Annotated in this window: 11 protein-coding genes and 1 pseudogene; 7 read left to right on the plus strand and 5 right to left on the minus strand. The window is 46.3% G+C overall.

The genetic code is table 11. The features are described 5' to 3' along the window. Positions 1 to 241 precede the first annotated feature (241 nt). The 3 genes and pseudogenes from ACUZ8J_RS08560 to ACUZ8J_RS08570 all read left to right on the plus strand — a co-directional run bounded on the left by ACUZ8J_RS08560 (position 242) and on the right by ACUZ8J_RS08570 (position 5,144). A pseudogene (locus ACUZ8J_RS08560) lies at positions 242 to 1,842 on the plus strand (dipeptidase). Positions 1,843 to 1,919: 77 nt separating this feature from the next. Continuing rightward, positions 1,920 to 2,726, plus strand: a complete 807-nt coding sequence (locus ACUZ8J_RS08565; RefSeq protein WP_446693573.1) for an alpha/beta hydrolase — start codon at positions 1,920 to 1,922, stop codon at positions 2,724 to 2,726. A 405-nt stretch (positions 2,727 to 3,131) separates the two neighbouring features. Next, on the plus strand, positions 3,132 to 5,144 hold the full coding sequence (locus ACUZ8J_RS08570) for a cation:proton antiporter (protein WP_446693574.1): 2,013 nt from the start codon (positions 3,132 to 3,134) through the stop codon (positions 5,142 to 5,144). Positions 5,145 to 5,433: 289 nt separating this feature from the next. Here the strand turns inward: ACUZ8J_RS08570 and fadE are convergent, their stop codons facing one another. Beyond that, positions 5,434 to 7,881, minus strand: coding sequence for an acyl-CoA dehydrogenase FadE (fadE, locus tag ACUZ8J_RS08575; RefSeq protein ID WP_248968403.1), 2,448 nt, complete (start codon positions 7,879 to 7,881; stop codon positions 5,434 to 5,436). Positions 7,882 to 8,124: 243 nt separating this feature from the next. On the opposite strand from fadE, the gene ACUZ8J_RS08580 reads away from it, so the two are divergent. Continuing rightward, positions 8,125 to 8,904, plus strand: coding sequence for a class II glutamine amidotransferase (locus ACUZ8J_RS08580; protein ID WP_446693575.1), 780 nt, complete (start codon positions 8,125 to 8,127; stop codon positions 8,902 to 8,904). A gap of 165 nt (positions 8,905 to 9,069) precedes the next feature. On the opposite strand, the gene ACUZ8J_RS08585 is transcribed toward ACUZ8J_RS08580, so the two are convergent. Continuing rightward, positions 9,070 to 9,882: a DUF3108 domain-containing protein gene (locus tag ACUZ8J_RS08585; protein WP_446693576.1), complete on the minus strand. Its 813-nt coding sequence runs from the start codon at positions 9,880 to 9,882 to the stop codon at positions 9,070 to 9,072. Positions 9,883 to 10,011: 129 nt separating this feature from the next. After that, entirely contained in the window at positions 10,012 to 10,452 is a 441-nt protein-coding gene (locus ACUZ8J_RS08590; RefSeq protein ID WP_109286028.1) for an MGMT family protein, read from the minus strand. 210 nt (positions 10,453 to 10,662) lie between these two features. On the opposite strand from ACUZ8J_RS08590, the gene def reads away from it, so the two are divergent. From def to ACUZ8J_RS08605, 3 genes are all read left to right on the plus strand, one after another. Continuing rightward, positions 10,663 to 11,154 carry a peptide deformylase gene (gene def, locus ACUZ8J_RS08595; protein ID WP_011626351.1) on the plus strand — a complete coding sequence of 164 codons (492 nt, stop codon included), beginning with the start codon at positions 10,663 to 10,665 and terminating at the stop codon, positions 11,152 to 11,154. Between the two features lie 210 nt (positions 11,155 to 11,364). Next, positions 11,365 to 12,213, plus strand: coding sequence for a rhombotarget lipoprotein (gene rhlP / locus ACUZ8J_RS08600; protein ID WP_446693577.1), 849 nt, complete (start codon positions 11,365 to 11,367; stop codon positions 12,211 to 12,213). Between the two features lie 1,129 nt (positions 12,214 to 13,342). Next, positions 13,343 to 13,792: a DUF6438 domain-containing protein gene (locus tag ACUZ8J_RS08605; RefSeq protein WP_446693578.1), complete on the plus strand. Its 450-nt coding sequence runs from the start codon at positions 13,343 to 13,345 to the stop codon at positions 13,790 to 13,792. 324 nt (positions 13,793 to 14,116) lie between these two features. On the opposite strand, the gene ACUZ8J_RS08610 is transcribed toward ACUZ8J_RS08605, so the two are convergent. Both ACUZ8J_RS08610 and ggt read right to left on the minus strand, forming a co-directional pair. Then, entirely contained in the window at positions 14,117 to 14,332 is a 216-nt protein-coding gene (locus ACUZ8J_RS08610) for a hypothetical protein (protein ID WP_041416880.1), read from the minus strand. A gap of 460 nt (positions 14,333 to 14,792) precedes the next feature. Beyond that, the gene (gene ggt, locus ACUZ8J_RS08615) at positions 14,793 to 16,532 is read right to left on the minus strand and encodes a gamma-glutamyltransferase (RefSeq protein ID WP_446693579.1); all 1,740 of its coding nucleotides are present in this window, start codon (positions 16,530 to 16,532) and stop codon (positions 14,793 to 14,795) included. Between the last annotated feature and the right edge of the window lie 39 nt (positions 16,533 to 16,571).

Below are 16,571 nucleotides of genomic sequence, written 5' to 3' on the forward strand. Positions count from 1 at the left end.
TGGATTAATGGTACTGCAGACCATTAATGTTATTTTAAGGTGACTGTTTAGCATGTATCCGACTAAGGGTTCCATCGATTTTGTGTTTTGTTTGTAACAAATGGTTAGTCTGCGGTTTTTAACGGAAGAACTATGGCAAACTGAGGCCCGCACTAAAGCAATATTAGGTAAAGGATAAAGCCATTGCTTGGGTGCGTTTTAATGTAAGTCCCTAATCATACAAATAATAAATAGGACCTCTATGGAATTGCCTCAGTTTAACTATACGAGCCTTTGTCGTCGTTTTTCTTATTCCCTATTAGCCGCTGCGCTGTGGACATCGACGCAAGCTGCAGCGTCGCCAATCACGCTTAGCCAAGATGCGCTTAAGGTGGCCGATTATGCGGTGAGCACCTATGACGCGCAGATGGTCGAGAGTCTGGCGCATTTAATCAGTTTTAATACCCAAGCGGTGGAAGGGCAGACACCCGATACCAACCCTGCCTTTATTGGTTTTAAGTCGAGTTTAAAAAGCTTGAGCCAAGAACTCGGGCTCGATTATGCAGACCACGGTTATGTGGTGCTGATTGGCCTCGATGCCAATGTTGTCGATGCCCAACGCTCACAGGTTGAGAAATTGGGCATCGTCACCCACGGCGATGTGCAACCCGCCAATCCCGCGCTCTGGGCCAAGAGCCCCTATGTGCTGGATACCGAGTCTGAACCTGGCAAGCTGATAGGTCGTGGCACCGAAGATGATAAAGGCGCTATTGTCACCGCCATGTATGCGATGAAGGCCATCAAAGATAAACAACTCAAACGGGAAAAACGCATTGAGCTGTTGGTGTATTTAGCCGAAGAGTCCGATTGGGATCCGCTAAAGGCCTTTTAGCCCATTACACCCCAGCGCAGATGAATATCACCATAGATGCTGAGTATCCTGTGGTTACCGCCGAAAAGGGTTGGAGTAAGATTGGGTTTACTGTACCGAATCTCGAGCCAACGCAGGAGCAGGGGACTGCTGCGAATGTCCCTAGCCTAACGGCATTCTCAGGCGGCTATTTTGCTAGCCAAGTGCCACAGCAAGCCGAGGCGAAAATTCATGCCATCACCCCAAGCTTATTGGCACAGTTACAGGCGAGCGCTGCCAACCAACAGGGGATGAAGTATCGATTCGAGCGAACTTGCGAGCAGGCCGTGTGCGACTTGCATATTTTTGCCGACGGTAAGGCGGCCCATTCCTCCACACCAGAAGATGGGGTGAATGCTGTGACGCATTTGGCCGCGTTACTGCAGCCATATACTTGGCCTAAAACTACGGCGGCACTCACTGTGGCTGCTATGAATGAGTTAGTGGGGTTAGGGATTTATGCCGAACAGTTTGGCGAGCTGGCCTATAAAGATGATTTCATGGGCGCGTTAACGCTGGCTCCCACAGTCGTTGCGCAAACGAGTAAAGGGACGGAAGTCACCATTAATCTACGTCGCCCAGTGGGCAAAACGCCTGAGTTACTCTCCGCCCAAGCCAAGGATGCACTGAACAAATGGCAAGCTGATCATCAAGTGACACTCATCGACGTAGAAAGTTATTGGGGCGAACCTATGGTGATGAAAGATGCACCGCATCAGCAGACCTTACTCGATGTATTTGCCCACTTTACTGGCATAGCATCACCCAAACCTGTGGCCATTGGCGGCTCAACCAACAGTAAGTTATTCCCCAACGCCTTAAGTTTTGGTCCAGCCATGCCGGGCGTGGAATACACTGGCCACACGGAGAAAGAATTTATTACCCATAAACAGTTTATGCTGAATCTGAAAATGTACACCGCCGCCTTTATTGAGTTAACTGCGGCAAAATAGTGCGTTTTTAGCCAAGCCTTTTACACCGATTCACAAAGCGTTATATTTTTATTCACTCAACAATTATAGAGTCTGCCATGCGTACCTTAATCACTTGTGTTTTACTATTTTTTACAGCGGTTCCAGTTCTCGCAGTCGATGATGGTGAACCGGTCGTCATTGCAAAATCCTATACATTAAACTCAAAAATTCTTAAAGAGACTCGTCGCTTTAACGTCATGTTACCGCCGGGATATGAGGAAGGTAAGGAGCTATACCCGCTGCTGATTTTGCTTGATGGTGGGGCCAATGAGGACTTCCATCATTTATCCGGCATAGTACAAGTGTCTATCGGTAATGGCTCAATGCACCCCTTTATTGTTGTTGGGATCGAAAATACACAACGTCGCCGTGATTTTACGCCGCCAACAGATGACCCACGAGATCGACAAGTTGCACCCATCGTTGGTGGTGCTAACGAGTTTCGCCGATTTCTTGCAGAAGAACTGTTGCCGAAAATCAGTCACGACTACCGTACGTCAAAAGAAGTTGCTATTGCCGGTGAGTCATTTGCAGGTCTATTTATCATCGATACTCTGTTGCACCAGCCGGAGCTTTTCGATGACTACATTGCGGTGAGTCCTAGTCTCTGGTGGAATAATGAGTATTTGATCCGCGAAGGCGCCAACCTTCTGGCGGGGAAATCACTGAAAGGAAAGAAAGTTTTTCTGACCATGGCTGATAAAACAGAAGGTATGCAAGAATCCGTTGCTCAAATGGCCACTTTACTTAAAGACCAAACGACGCTGTTTTATTATCCCATGCCGGAGGAAAGTCATGCCACGATTCTGCATGGTGCCGCGTTGAAAGCATTCAGGCTATTGTTGGCACCTGATGCGAAATAAGCACAGAATCGGCCATCGTAATAGACATGCAAAATATAACGATTCGTTCAAGAGGACTGCCTTGATGCGCCTTCATTTGCTGTGCAATCTAATCGCATCAGGCTAAGCCTCGCTTGTACGGGGAGCGACTCATACGTTACCCACAGAAACTTGAATTTAAAATCTTTTCAGAGTATTTGCCTCTGTATTTCTGCTTAATACCTTTACCTAATGCCTAAGGTATTGTTTCTTTTTATCCCTTTATTTCTACTGAAAGCTGAATATTCGCTGTCAATCGACATATTCGAGTTACAGGACTGCATTTTTTGCTGCTATTGTTATCACCAATAGTTCATTTTTCTGTATGAAAAAAGCGTGTTAGGTTGGGTTAATAAAGACCACTCCATGCCAACTAAAGGAAGTTATATGGTTGAAAAAATCACTGGGATGTTAGCACTTATCGGGGTGCTTTCGTTATTTTGTCAATGGGTTGGTTGGAAGCTTAGGTTACCTGCAATTTTACCGTTATTACTCTGTGGTTTGATGTTAGGCCCAGCATTTGGGGTACTCAATCCCGATGAAATCTTTGGGGATTTATTGTTTCCTATCATTTCACTCGGTGTCGCCGTGATCCTGTTTGAGGGGGCATTGACCCTCAATTTTAAAGAGATTAAAGACCATGGCCGCATGGTGACCCACTTAGTGAGCATCGGCATGGTGATCACCTGGGGCTGTATCAGTGTCGCGACCTTTTATTTGCTCAATTTTAGCTGGGAGGTCGCATTGTTATTTGGCGCCCTCGTTGTGGTCACGGGGCCGACCGTGATTGTCCCTATGCTGCGCAGCGTACGGCCAAAGTCGCAACTGGCGAGTATTTTACGCTGGGAAGGGATTGTGATTGACCCCATTGGTGCGCTACTTGCTGTATTAGTATTTGAATACATTACGGTATCCGGTGACCCCACTAGCCATGTGCTCTATGCACTAGGCTCCATGCTCACGCTTGGCTTAGGCTTAGGCGCGGCGTCAGGTTACCTCATTGGCCAAGTCATCCGCCGCAATTTATTGCCGCATTATTTACGTAATACCGCAGTATTAACCCTTATGCTGGGGATTTTTGTCGGCTCCAACCTACTGCAGGAAGAGTCTGGATTACTCACAGTGACTGTGATGGGGATTTGGCTGGCGAATATGCGCGGTGTGGATATTGCTGAAATCCTTGAATTTAAAGAAACGCTAACAGTGCTGTTGATTTCAGCATTGTTTATCTTGTTAGCCGCAAGACTCGATTCGAGTGCGATGATGGATTTAGGCTGGGGCGGCGTAGGAGTGCTCGCCGTGACTATGCTGATTGCACGGCCGCTCAGTATTTGGGTGTCAGGCATTGGGACGTCACTCTCAAGAGCCGATAAATGGTTCCTATGTTGGATTGCCCCGCGGGGGATTGTGGCGGCGGCCGTATCTTCCTTATTCGCCATTAAGTTAGAGGCAACCAATGTGCAGGGCGCCGATGCCATAGTGCCCTTGGTATTTTTAATCATTATCGGCACTGTCGTTATTCAAAGTTTAACCGCGGGCCGCTGGGCGAAATACCTTGGAGTGACATCGGGTTCGGCGCAAGGATTATTAATTTTCGGAGCCTCGAAGTTTTCCCGCGAACTGGCAAAAATCTTAAAAAGCAAAGATGTCAAAGTGCTGTTGGCCGACAGCAACTGGGATAACATTCGCCTTGCGCGGATGGATAATATTCCGGTCTATTTTGGTAACCCTGCCTCAGAACATGCTGAAACCTATATGGATTTAACTGGGATTGGTCGAGTGCTGATCATGTCGCCTTATAAGCAGTTAAACCCGCTGGTGACTTTTTATTTTCAAGATGTGTTAGGTTCTAAAAAGGTCTTCGGCCTTAATAATGCCGAGCAAGGCAGCGCGCGCCATCAATTATCTGAGACTTACAAACAGCGATTATGTTTGTTTGGTGATGCGGTGTCCTACGCCAAAATTGCCAGTCAAATGGCGAAAGGGGCGCAGCTTAAAGTCACTAACTTAACTGAAAACTTCACCTTCGAGCATTTCCGTAAACGTTATGGCGAAACGGCATTGCCGTTAGTGTATCTGACCAAAGAGGGCAAAGTGGTGATTGTTTCAGGCAATGATACCCAATTCCCCAATGGCATAGAGTTAATCAGCCTATTGCCCGTTGAGGCGCTTGAAGAAGCAAAAATCCAGCAGGCGATTGCCGAGCAAGAGGCGATAGCTGCACAGGCCAAAGCGGCGGAAGAAGCGGCCCTTGCGAAAGCCAAGGCCGAGGAGGAAGCTGAAGCTGAGCGCCAACAGCTTGAGCAGCAAGCGAAAATCAATGCTGATGAACCATCACAAGCTGAGGTTGACGAACAAGATAACATCAACACCGCGGATGAAACGTTGGCGAAGGGATAATGGCGAGGCCAAGGTTAGCTAAGATGAGCTTGGCATTTGCGAAGAGATAAGCCTGTTAAGTGAGACGAAAGTAAACATGTGATGAACTTCTGTAATCGCCCATGTTTCTCGTTTCCTCTTACTTGTGGTGAATAAGAAGGTCTCTTTTAACATGGGCGTTATTCAGGCTATAGCCTTAAGGGACAATCACCACCGCCAGAGGCGGTGGTTTTGGGATGACAATAAAAAAGGCACTACTATGTAGTGCCTTTTTGTTTATTAAGAGGGGCTTAGCAGTACAGCTTAGCGATTAAGCGGCGCGTTCCTGTGATGTCGTTGCGACGACTTCAGGGCGCAGCTCTGCTGGGTCAAAGTCATCCACATTGATAGACTTCATACGGCCGATTTCGGCACGTTCCAACAGTTGTACTTCGCTGTCACTCAATACACCTAAGGCTTTACCTTCAGCGGCGACTTTATCTAACCACATGAAAGGTAAACGCTTGCCACTGGCCTTACAGACTTTATCGAATAAAGGTTCGGCAGCCAGAATATCCTTCAACGTTTGCTCTTGGATACCCACAGCATTGTGCTCAGAGTTAGTCCAGAATTGGCCTTTACCTAAACGATCACGGCTTTCACAAGGGGTTTGCATGATCTTAGCTACTTTATGGTCTAACACATCGCTTGGACGTTTTAGTGGACGGCCGAATGGGAACATGATGGCGCGTAGTACGCCGCCTAGACCCATAGGGAAATTATCCAGTAAATCGTCTAATGAAGCCTGTAACTTGTACAGTGCATCTTCAACCGCCCATTGTACCAGTGGCAGATCGTCGGTTTGACGGCCTTCATCTTGGTAACGTTTTAAAGTCGCAGAAGCGAGGTATAACTGGCTTAACAGATCGCCTAAGCGGGCAGAAATACGCTCTTTACGTTTTAAGTTACCGCCTAAGGTTGCCATGGCTAAGTCTGAAAGCAGGGCTAAGTTGGCACTGAAACGGTTCATATGTTGATAATAACGCTTGGTTTTATCTGAGTAAGGCGCGTTAGAGAAACGGCTTGATGTCAGACCTAACCAGAAGCTACGGACAAAGTTACTGGTCGCAAAACCAATGTGACCGAAGATGGCCGCATCGAAGTTGGCTAAACCTTGGCCAGACTCAGTGTCAAACGCTGACTCCATTTCGGCCAATACATAAGGATGACAACGGATTGCACCTTGACCATAGATGATCATCGAACGTGTCAGGATGTTTGCGCCTTCAACGGTAATCGCAATCGGAGCCGCTTGATAGCCACGGCCTAAGTAGTTGTTAGGGCCTAAACACACACCTTTACCACCGTGGATATCCATGGCGTCGATAACGCATTTCTGCATACGATCGGTCAGGTGATATTTCACGATAGCCGAGATAACCGAAGGTTTTTCACCTAAGTCGATACCTGTGGTAGTTAATGAGGTCACTGCATCCATCAGGTAGGCGTTACCACCGATGCGTGCCATTGGCTCTTCAATCCCTTCTAACTTACCAATCGGCAGTTTGAATTGACGACGAATACGTGCATAGGCACCCGTTGCAAGCGCGGCTGTTTTCACGCCACCGGCAGAGTTTGATGGTAGCGTGATACCACGGCCAACAGACAAACACTCAACCAACATACGCCAGCCTTGGCCAGCCATTTTCGGACCACCGATGATAAAGCTTAAAGGTACGAATACGTCTTTACCGCGAGTAGGACCGTTTTGGAACATACAGTTCAGCGGGAAGTGACGACGACCCGTTTCAACGCCTTCAACGTCAGTTGGGATCAGCGCACAGGTAATGCCCAGCTCTTCTTTATCGCCTAACAGGTGATCAGGGTCACGCAGTTTAAACGCCAGACCTAATACAGTCGCAACTGGCGCTAGGGTGATATAACGCTTGTTCCAGGTTAAGCGCATACCTAAGACTTCTTCGCCTTCCCATTGACCTTTACACACGATACCAAAGTCAGGGATAGAACCCGCGTCGCTACCAGCCTCTGGGCTAGTTAATGCGAAACAAGGGACTTCTAAACCTTTGGCTAAACGCGGCAGGTAATGGTTTTGCTGCTCAGGCGTACCATAGTGTTGTAACAGTTCGCCAGGGCCTAAGGAGTTAGGCACACCTACAGTAGATGCCAGCTCGCTGCTTAAACCAGCAAGCTTTTGTAGCACGCGTGATTGGGCGTAGGCTGAGTACTCTAAACCGCCGTATTTTTTCTTGATGATCATGGCGAAGAAGCCGTGATCTTTCAGGTATTGCCATACTTCAGCAGGCAAATCAGCCAGTTGATGTGATACTTGGTGTTGGTTCACCATGCGGCACACTTCTTCAACTGGACCGTCTAAGAAGGCTTGCTCATCGGCACTTAAACGAGCGACAGGGTAATTGTGGAGTTTTTTCCAGTTTGGGTTACCCGCAAACAGATCGGCTTCCCACCAAGTGGTACCTGCTTCAATCGCTTCTTTTTCGGTAGAAGACATTTCGGGCATGATGCCTCGGTACATCTTCATCAGTGGGCGACTGATAACATTTTGTCTAAATGCACTGATATTGAGGGGCAGCGCGATCACGAGGAAGATAATCCAAGAGATAGGGCCAACAACATCGAGTGTCCATCCGGCTGTCATCACAACAGCGGCTGCAATAGTGGCAGTGAGCAAAGATACCCGAAGGTAAGCTAGGGCTCCTAGCACTAAGATCATGGCGATGATCCAAAGTAGGGTAGTCACTGTATTTCTCCTTAAGTATGACCGAGTGCCAATCACAGGTCATAACGAGTTTTGTTGATTGCGATCACAATTATAGTTTGTGGTCTGACCTGTGTCGCATAAAAGTTAAACCTAAGGCAGTTTTAATACAAGTATTTTTCAAACAATTGTTTAAATTTTTTGTCACCTTTGATCATTCCACAAATGTCATCAACTAGTTACAATGCAAAACCGTGGATATTTGGATTGAGAAAGGCGAGAAATATGTGTGAGTTACTGGCGATGAGCGCCAATGTGCCGACCGATATAGTGTTTAGTTTTACGGGTTTAGCACAGCGTGGTGGCGTCACTGGGCCCCATGTCGACGGTTGGGGGATCACTTTCTATGAGGGCCGTGGTAGCCGTACGTTTAAAGATGCCTGCCCAAGTAGTGAGTCGCACATTGCAAAATTAATCAAATCCTATCCGATTAAAAGCGAAGTGGTGATAAGCCATATTCGTCAGGCCAATCGTGGTTGTGTTTCCCTTGAAAATACTCATCCTTTTACCCGTGAGTTGTGGGGCCGTTATTGGACCTATGCCCATAATGGTCAGTTAAGCGACTATCAGGCGAAGTTTCAGGTGTCCCGTTATCAGAGTGTTGGTGATACCGACAGCGAGCTAGCTTTTTGCTGGATATTGGAGCAAGTCGCGGCCAAGTTTGGCGACCGCCGCCCAGAGGATATGCAAGCGGTGTTTCGATTTGTGGCTACGCTTGCCGAACAAATCCGCGCCCTTGGGGTGTTTAATATGATCCTCAGCGATGGTGAATACTTGATAAGCTATTGCAGTAATAATCTGTGTTACATCACCCGCAGGGCGCCGTTTGGCAAGGCAAAATTAATTGATACCGATGTCGTGATTGATTTTGATAAAGAAACCACGCCACACGATGTAGTGACTGTCATTGCCACTCGGCCGCTTACCGAAAACGAAGACTGGCAGGTGATGCAGCCTGGCAATTGGAAGTTGTTCCGCTTAGGTGAGCTGCTTATCGATTTGTAATTGGGGTGCTGTCGTAGTCATTCCACTTTGACGGAATTAAATCAGAAACAAAAAGGCCAAACGGAGTCACTCACGTTCGGCCTTTTGTGTTATGTGCTGCGCTGTTACGGCATCTTAGCAACAGCACTCAATCCGTCTTACACCAGCGATAACGGTATATCAGACTTAATTCGCGCCTGTGCCGAGGAGTTTAGGTACTTTCTGCTCCGTCGCAACATCTTTTTCAACGGTAGCGGCTTCAACGGCTGCGGGTACGGCTTCAACTGGCACATCGTCGAAATGATAATTCAGCAGTTTGATATCCAACTGTTTACTGCCTTTTTCAAAGTGCGTTAGACGAACGGGGAGGTAGGCTAAATCCGGCGCCATCCAGAAGAAGGTTTGGCGTTTATTATTGTCCCGCACGACCTCAATTTTGACTGTATCGTAACTGCCGCTCTCAATTGTCATCCGTTCCTTACCTATCACATGGAACTTATACTCATCGAGTTCGTTAGATTTAATCATCTTATAATCAAGAACTTCTTTACCAGCGCTGATATCTAGACGAAACTGCAGCTGCACCATTAACGGATCGAAAATATCGCCTTCGAAGGGGAATTTACCTTTTTCATCCTTATAACGGGTGTGGATCATCCCTTGTCCCTTGGCAAAGGCGGTTTGCTCGATAAAATTCGGGCCGACACCTTGGCGCTCATGCAAATAGCGTAGGGGTAATAATTGATTGCCATCCTGAGCAAATTCACTCAGCACATGGCGCACATCGGTGAGTAATAACAGGCTAAGATCGCTGTCGAAGCGATATTTGTAGATCCCATCCTCCATGGCGGGCAGTTGATACTTGGCCTTACCCAACTCAATATCACCATAATTAACTTGATATTCAGCAGTTTGAGGCGTTAAAGGCGTTGGCGCCGCCATCGCAAATACGCTGTGGGTGAGTGCGAGACTCACGAATAACGTTGGAATTGTGCGCAATTAATGCTCCTTTATATCGCAAACAGATTTCGGCTAACACCGCTTATCTCATTGGCTGAACTGCCAAGCTTAATTGTTTATAGCTGAGGCCATATCGGGTGTAAACAGTTTATAGATCAATATATTAAACTAGAAGGGGATTGACATCACTAAGGTTGCCATATCCGGTTGCCACTCAAACTCAGACAAGTCTACTTTGCCACAGTTCACTGTAACGCCTTCAATACGCAATAATTCCATCTGTTCCTGAAAGGAGACTGAATGCTTTTCGAAGGAAATTTTCCCTTGGCTGTTGAGTACTCTATGCCAAGGAAGTGACAAATGTTCGGGGGCTGATTTGAGCGCCTTTGACACATAGCGGGCGCGCCCGGGTAAACCGGCAAAATCGGCCACTTTGCCATAACTGCTGACTTTGCCTGGTGGGATCATCGCGACAATATGCCAAATCTTCGCCATCGGCGAGAGGGTGTTTTGTGTCTCTTGTGTGCTGTTTGTTTCGTCTGGCGTAATGGCCTTATCTTGCTCTAAGTAGCGATAAAGTGGGGATTTATCTTTTGCAAACCGCATGATGATGCCAAATAAAACCATGAAAGAGGTGAGCCAGTGTAGCGTTAATTTCCGCTTAAGTGAAACAGAGGACGGTTGATACTGCTGCAATTTAAATCTAAAAAATCGATTGTAATGATTTTTATTAAACTATTTAGTTTTGAATATTGAGAAAACACAGGAATAGTTCATAATAGCGCCAAATTTTTTGACTCACTAAGAGATGAAACAGGCATGGCTGTACTCGATATTCTGACAATTCCCGATGAGCGTCTAAAGCGCAAAGCACAACCCGTAAAAGACATTGAAGCGATTCAGGGATTTATCGACGATTTAATCGAAACCATGTACCACACCGACGATGGTATCGGTCTGGCCTCGACCCAAGTGGGCAGCACAGATGCGGTGATTGTGATCGATTTATCCGAAAATCGCGATCAACCCTTAGTGCTGATTAATCCAGAGATTGTTGAGAAGTCAGGTGAATACGTGGGTGAAGAAGGCTGTCTTTCTATCCCAGGTTACCGCGCCAAAGTGAGCCGTTTTGAAAAGGTTAAAGTCACCGCCTTAGACAGACAGGGCAAAGCGATTGAAATCGAAACCGATGACTTTTTAGCCATTGTTTTACAACATGAAATCGACCATTTACATGGTAAAGTGTTTATCGAACATTTATCGACCTTAAAGCAGCAAATCGCGTTGAAAAAAGTGCGTAAATACGCCTAAGTAGATGAATTTGCGCGACTGATTGTCGTCTTTATCTAAGTCAAAGCCGCATTCCGATGCGGCTTTGTTGTTTCTAAGCATTTAAAAAGCCAAACAAAAGCGCGATATGTGAAGTTAACGGCTTGTTTTTACAGCAGTGACTCGCTAAGGTAGCGGCAATATGCACGGGTTGCATGGCCTGTGCGCAGTAAGGATACGGTAGGGAAACAAATGAAGACAAAATTCATAGCGCTTGTGGGTGCGCTGGCATCGATTAGCATCTTGCTTGGTGGTTGCAGTGCTTTTTTTAACGGTAACACCACTGAAAAAAACGTAGTTTCCAGCAGTCTGGTTGAATATATCTATCCCGATGATAAACAACGCGAGGCTCAGCAACCCAGTATTCCGGTTTTGCGTCTTCCCATCACGGTTGGCATCGCCTTTTTACCTTCCACCCATTGGCAATTCGAAGCCCTCGATAGCAGCTCGCAAATCGCATTGCTGGATAAAGTGAAACAATCCTTTGTTAAATATGACTTTATTGATCGTATCGAATTAATCCCCAGCACTTACCTTAAAAATGGCAAAGGTTTTAGTACCTTGCAGCAGGTCGCCCGCTTACACGATGTCGATGTGATGGCACTGGTGTCTTACGATCAACTGTTACAAAGCAGCGAGAATAAGGCGTCACTGCTGTATTGGACCATAGTCGGCATGTATATGGTTCCCGGCAATGAAAACGCGATCCAAACCTTTGTCGATACCGCCGTATTTGATATGCGCAGCCAAAAGATGCTGTTTAGGGCGCCCGGCATCAACCAACTTACTGATACTTCAACCGCGGTGAGCGTCACAAACGTGTTACGTGAAAAATCCGCCGAAGGCTTTGAACTAGCGGTAAACGATATGATCACTAACTTAGACGCCGAATTAGCCCGCTTTAAAACCCGCGTAAAAGAAGAACATATTGCGACCATTGAACATAAACAAGGTTATAGCGGCGGTGGCAGTTTATCCCTATTAATCCTTTCGCTACTGGGCATATTTGCGCTTCGCCGTTTAACTATCTGCAGAGAATAATTGAGTTGATTGGGTTTAGGCTTATTTACTGAGATAGGGAAGGTGATTTAGGATAACTCTATTAATTGAGCGTATATGCTCTGGTTGGCAAGGATAACTAGCGCATGTTGTCGGATTGGTTTTCCGTTGCGCTTCAAACTAAGCGCAAATGCAAGCATTAATAGGCACATTATGAATCGAGTAGGCCTTTTACTCTCCACTATATTTCTCATATTTGGATGTTCAAATGAGCCTCAATAATTGACATCAGAAATGCGAGAGCAAGCTATGGCTACCGTGGTTAAATATCTAAATGGTCACAACCTTCCGAATGAAAATCTAGAAGTTTCAATCTCTCAAAATAGAGATATTGCTGACTTCTCTTTTATGTATAAAGGCGGTGGCCGATGCATAAACTTTATTGTTAAGTGTTATGGTAGCACTTGCTCCGAACTCCAGTCTTATCCCTATGATAGACATGGCGAAAAGTGCCTATAACAAGTGTTTTTATCTTCGCAAACAAAGCTTGCCGGATTCACTGCGTTCAAACATAAACAAGCATTAAGAGGCCTATAATGTATCAAGCGTTTCGAGAAATGCCGACGCTGCTAAAATTCATAACTGTCCATGCCCTGATCTGCTTTGTCTTCTTTTTGGCTGTTGTAATCCCTGATATGCCGATAATGGTTAATGGTGAGGTAATGGAGTCATCCGAGCTCTGGTCAAGAGGGTTAGGTATGCTGCCAGCTGTTGGCCTAGCTCTGCCTGTAGTTGGTGTGCAAATTCTTAAGCGCTGGCCATATTCACGGCAACTTTATACTCTAATTCTAGTATCGGTGCTGGTTGCGCCCTACCTCGTACGGCTGCAGCTAGTACTAGCGCTGTTTGGGGTTGTACTATCATGTGCAATCATTAGCTACCTTTTCATTAATGAGAAGGCTCGTGCGTACTTCAGCTCTTAACATCGCAGGTTCCGCGATGGTTTTGCGTTGCGACTTAGCTTTCTCTACAAAACCGCACGTGCTGCGGGCGTTAAATTAACCAATTATCATCGGAGAGACCTATCATCAAAAAGGTAATCTATTTAGTAGTTTTGACTCTATTGTTTGGGTGCTCTGATACAGAGCAATGGCAGCCAAAAATAGAGAGGATGGTTGCAGATTCTCCGACCAAAGCACAAGTTGTACCTTTCAGCCGTGGTGCTTGTTACGGCACTTGTCCAATTTATGATTTTTATATTTTTCCTGATGATAACTTTGTGTTTATTGGTAGGGCTCACGTAAAAAAAATGGGAGCTTATAGGGGCGCTCTTGAGGCAGGTACATTCAAAAGTTTAATCAACTTGGTTGATAACAATAACTTTCTCAAATTGTCTCGAATTGGATATTACGGAAAATCCAATTCAGAGGGGGCAACATTCAAGTGTGGTTCATATGAAACAGACCATCCGACAGTATCTATTGGTGTTCAGCTTCAAGAGACGGAGTTAACAGTAGCCCATAATTTGGGATGCTCAAATTTCCCCGATGAACAGGTATTACTAAAAATGTTTGCCACATTTGAGCAAGTAGTTGTGTTAAACAGCAAGGGGTTAATATAACAAGCGGCTAAATTTCGTTCCGGCAATAAAAAGAGCAGCCTACATGGTGTTTTGGCAGCCCATTAGCAAGGCATTATCTCCATAGAGGTTATAATCCGAAACTCAAAAATTAGAGATTCAAAATCTACCATGTTTTTGTCCCAAAGCGAGTCAAGTATCTTCTTTAGAATCGACATCTGAAAATGACAGTTGAAACTAACACAATCCCAACAGTCTCCTGATGAGTGCTACTGACTAAAAGCGTATTGCGGCTATATGTTCGCTCTAAATTAACTGTTGAAATAAATCTAGGTCGGTTAACCGCATTTTAGCTAGAGCAGGCTATTATCCTTGGGGCATGCTTGGGGTTGTGATGTCGGCTTTTAGCACTAAGACAATCAAAAAAATAACACCTAATAACGGAAACAATCCCAATACTGCGCCTAGCATCCCTGTGAGCTTAGGGTTCGTGGTCTTTTTGCGACCGAGCGAATAACTCAACATACCGAAAAACATCATGCTAGCTAAGAGCAATAGCAAAATCAGCGATACTATTGACACAATAAATTCCTTTTCAATTTGTATGTTAGAGCTGGATACTATAGAGCGAGTTAATGCTGAGTCAATCCATTCCCCTCCAGAAAGACATTCAGTTACATTTTATCTTTTTCATTGAGTAAACCACGTTAAAGCTAAACTCACTTTACCTGTTTGATAGCTTAGCATCTGTTCTGCTTACAGTTTCGTGTTGGGATAGCGGTATTATCATCTTGATATCTCGACCGTAGCGCGGTCGAAGATGGTAAAGACTGAATGGTGTGACTGGGCTAGGCTTTTATCTCAAAGAGTAAAAAGCCCTGCGTATACAGTGGTGTATAGCAGGGCTTGTTGAACCGGCTAACTCTTCCTGAACGATTCTATATCGCGGCTTAGCTTGAATGCTCAATATCGAGCTGCTTGGCAATTAGCCTTATCACTCCTATCCATACCATTTACATAGCGCTTGTATGCCAATCAGTGATTAGTAACCGACGGCTTCGCTACCCGAATGACGGGGATCGGTGGCACCAAAAATCCCTTGGTCAGTCACCATAATGGATTGAGTGCTGCCCATGGCCGATTGTACTTTCACCTTATGCCCTTTGGCTTCGAGTAACGAAATAGTATCGCGGTTCAGGCTGGTTTCGACCCTAAGCTCATCGGGGAGCCATTGGTGGTGTACCCGCGCGGCATTGCTGGCTTCGGCAATGTTTAAGCCGTGATCAATCACATTCATAATGATTTGCAGCGTGGTGGTAATGATGCGTGAACCGCCTGGGCTGCCCGTCACTAAGAAAGGTTTGCCGTCTTTCATCACTATGGTGGGGCTCATTGAACTCAACGGGCGTTTATTACCTTCCACCGCGTTGGCATCGCCACCCACTAGGCCATAACCGTTAGGTGTGCCGGGTTTAGCGGAAAAATCATCCATTTCGTTATTGAGTAAAATCCCCGTGCCTTTGGCAACTAAACCCGAGCCGTAGCTAAAGTTTAAGGTGTAAGTGTTAGACACCGCATTGCCCCATTTATCGACCACCGAGAAGTGGGTGGTTTGGTCACTCTCATAGGGTGCTAGATTACCGGGTTTGATTTCGGTACTAGGCGTGGTTTTGTTTAGCGCAATTTGGCTGGCAATCTTTTGGGCGTAATGCTTATCGGTTAACTGCTGGGCGGGCACCTTATAAAAATCGGGATCGCCTAAATACTCGCTGCGATCGGCGTAGGCATGCTTCATGGTTTCGGCCATCACATGAATGGTTTGCGCCGTATTGTGGCCAAATTGATCTATAGGGAACTGCTGCAACACATTAAGCATTTCGATAATGTGCACGCCACCTGAGGACGGCGGTGGCATAGAAACCACCTCATATCCACGGTATTGACCGCGAACGGGTTCACGCTCGACGGCTTTGTAGTGTTTTAGATCTTCTAAGGTCATGATACCGCCAGCGTCTTGCACGGCCTTAACTAGCTTTTCTGCGGTTTCACCTTCATAGAACCCTTTGGTGCCTTTCTCGGCGATGAGTTGCAGGGAGTGGGCAAGTTCTGGCTGCTTTAAAATATCATCTACTTGGTAGTCGCTACCGTCGGCCTTATAGAAGATAGCCGCCGTGCTTGGCCATTGGCTCATGCGGCGTTTTAAACCTGCAAGGGATACCGCCAAATCTGGGCTAACGCTAATCCCTTCCTGCGCCATTTTGATGGCGGGCGCAGTGACTTGCGCCATGGTCATAGTGCCATATTTTTCAAGGGCTAAACTCATGCCCATTACCGTGCCGGGTACGCCGACAGCCAGGCCATGCTCACGGCTTAATTTAGTCACCGCATCGCCATTCTCATCGAGGAAAATATCTTTTTTCGCTTTCGAAGGTGCCATTTCGCGGTAATCGATGGCAATGGTTTTATTTTCTTTGGCTAGATGGACAAGCATAAATCCGCCGCCGCCAATATTGCCCGCGCGGGGTAGAGTGACGGCTAAACTGAATGCGACCGCCACCGCAGCATCGACGGCATTACCGCCTTGTTTCAAGATCTCAACCCCTGTGCGACTGGCCAACATTTCTTGGCTGGCGACCATACCATGTTTTGCCCATACGGGTTGTGCCGTGGCCATTTGGCTAAAAATCGAAGGCTCATCAGCATGGAGAGTGGGCGATGACAACAAAGGCAGTGCCATGGCGATGGCGAGAATAAGAGGTCTAAAAGGTACTGCGCGGCGCATATTCAATCCTGAATTTATTTTCATTTTGACTATGCAATG

It is taken from the genome of Shewanella sp. Koi 1 (assembly GCF_052907445.1).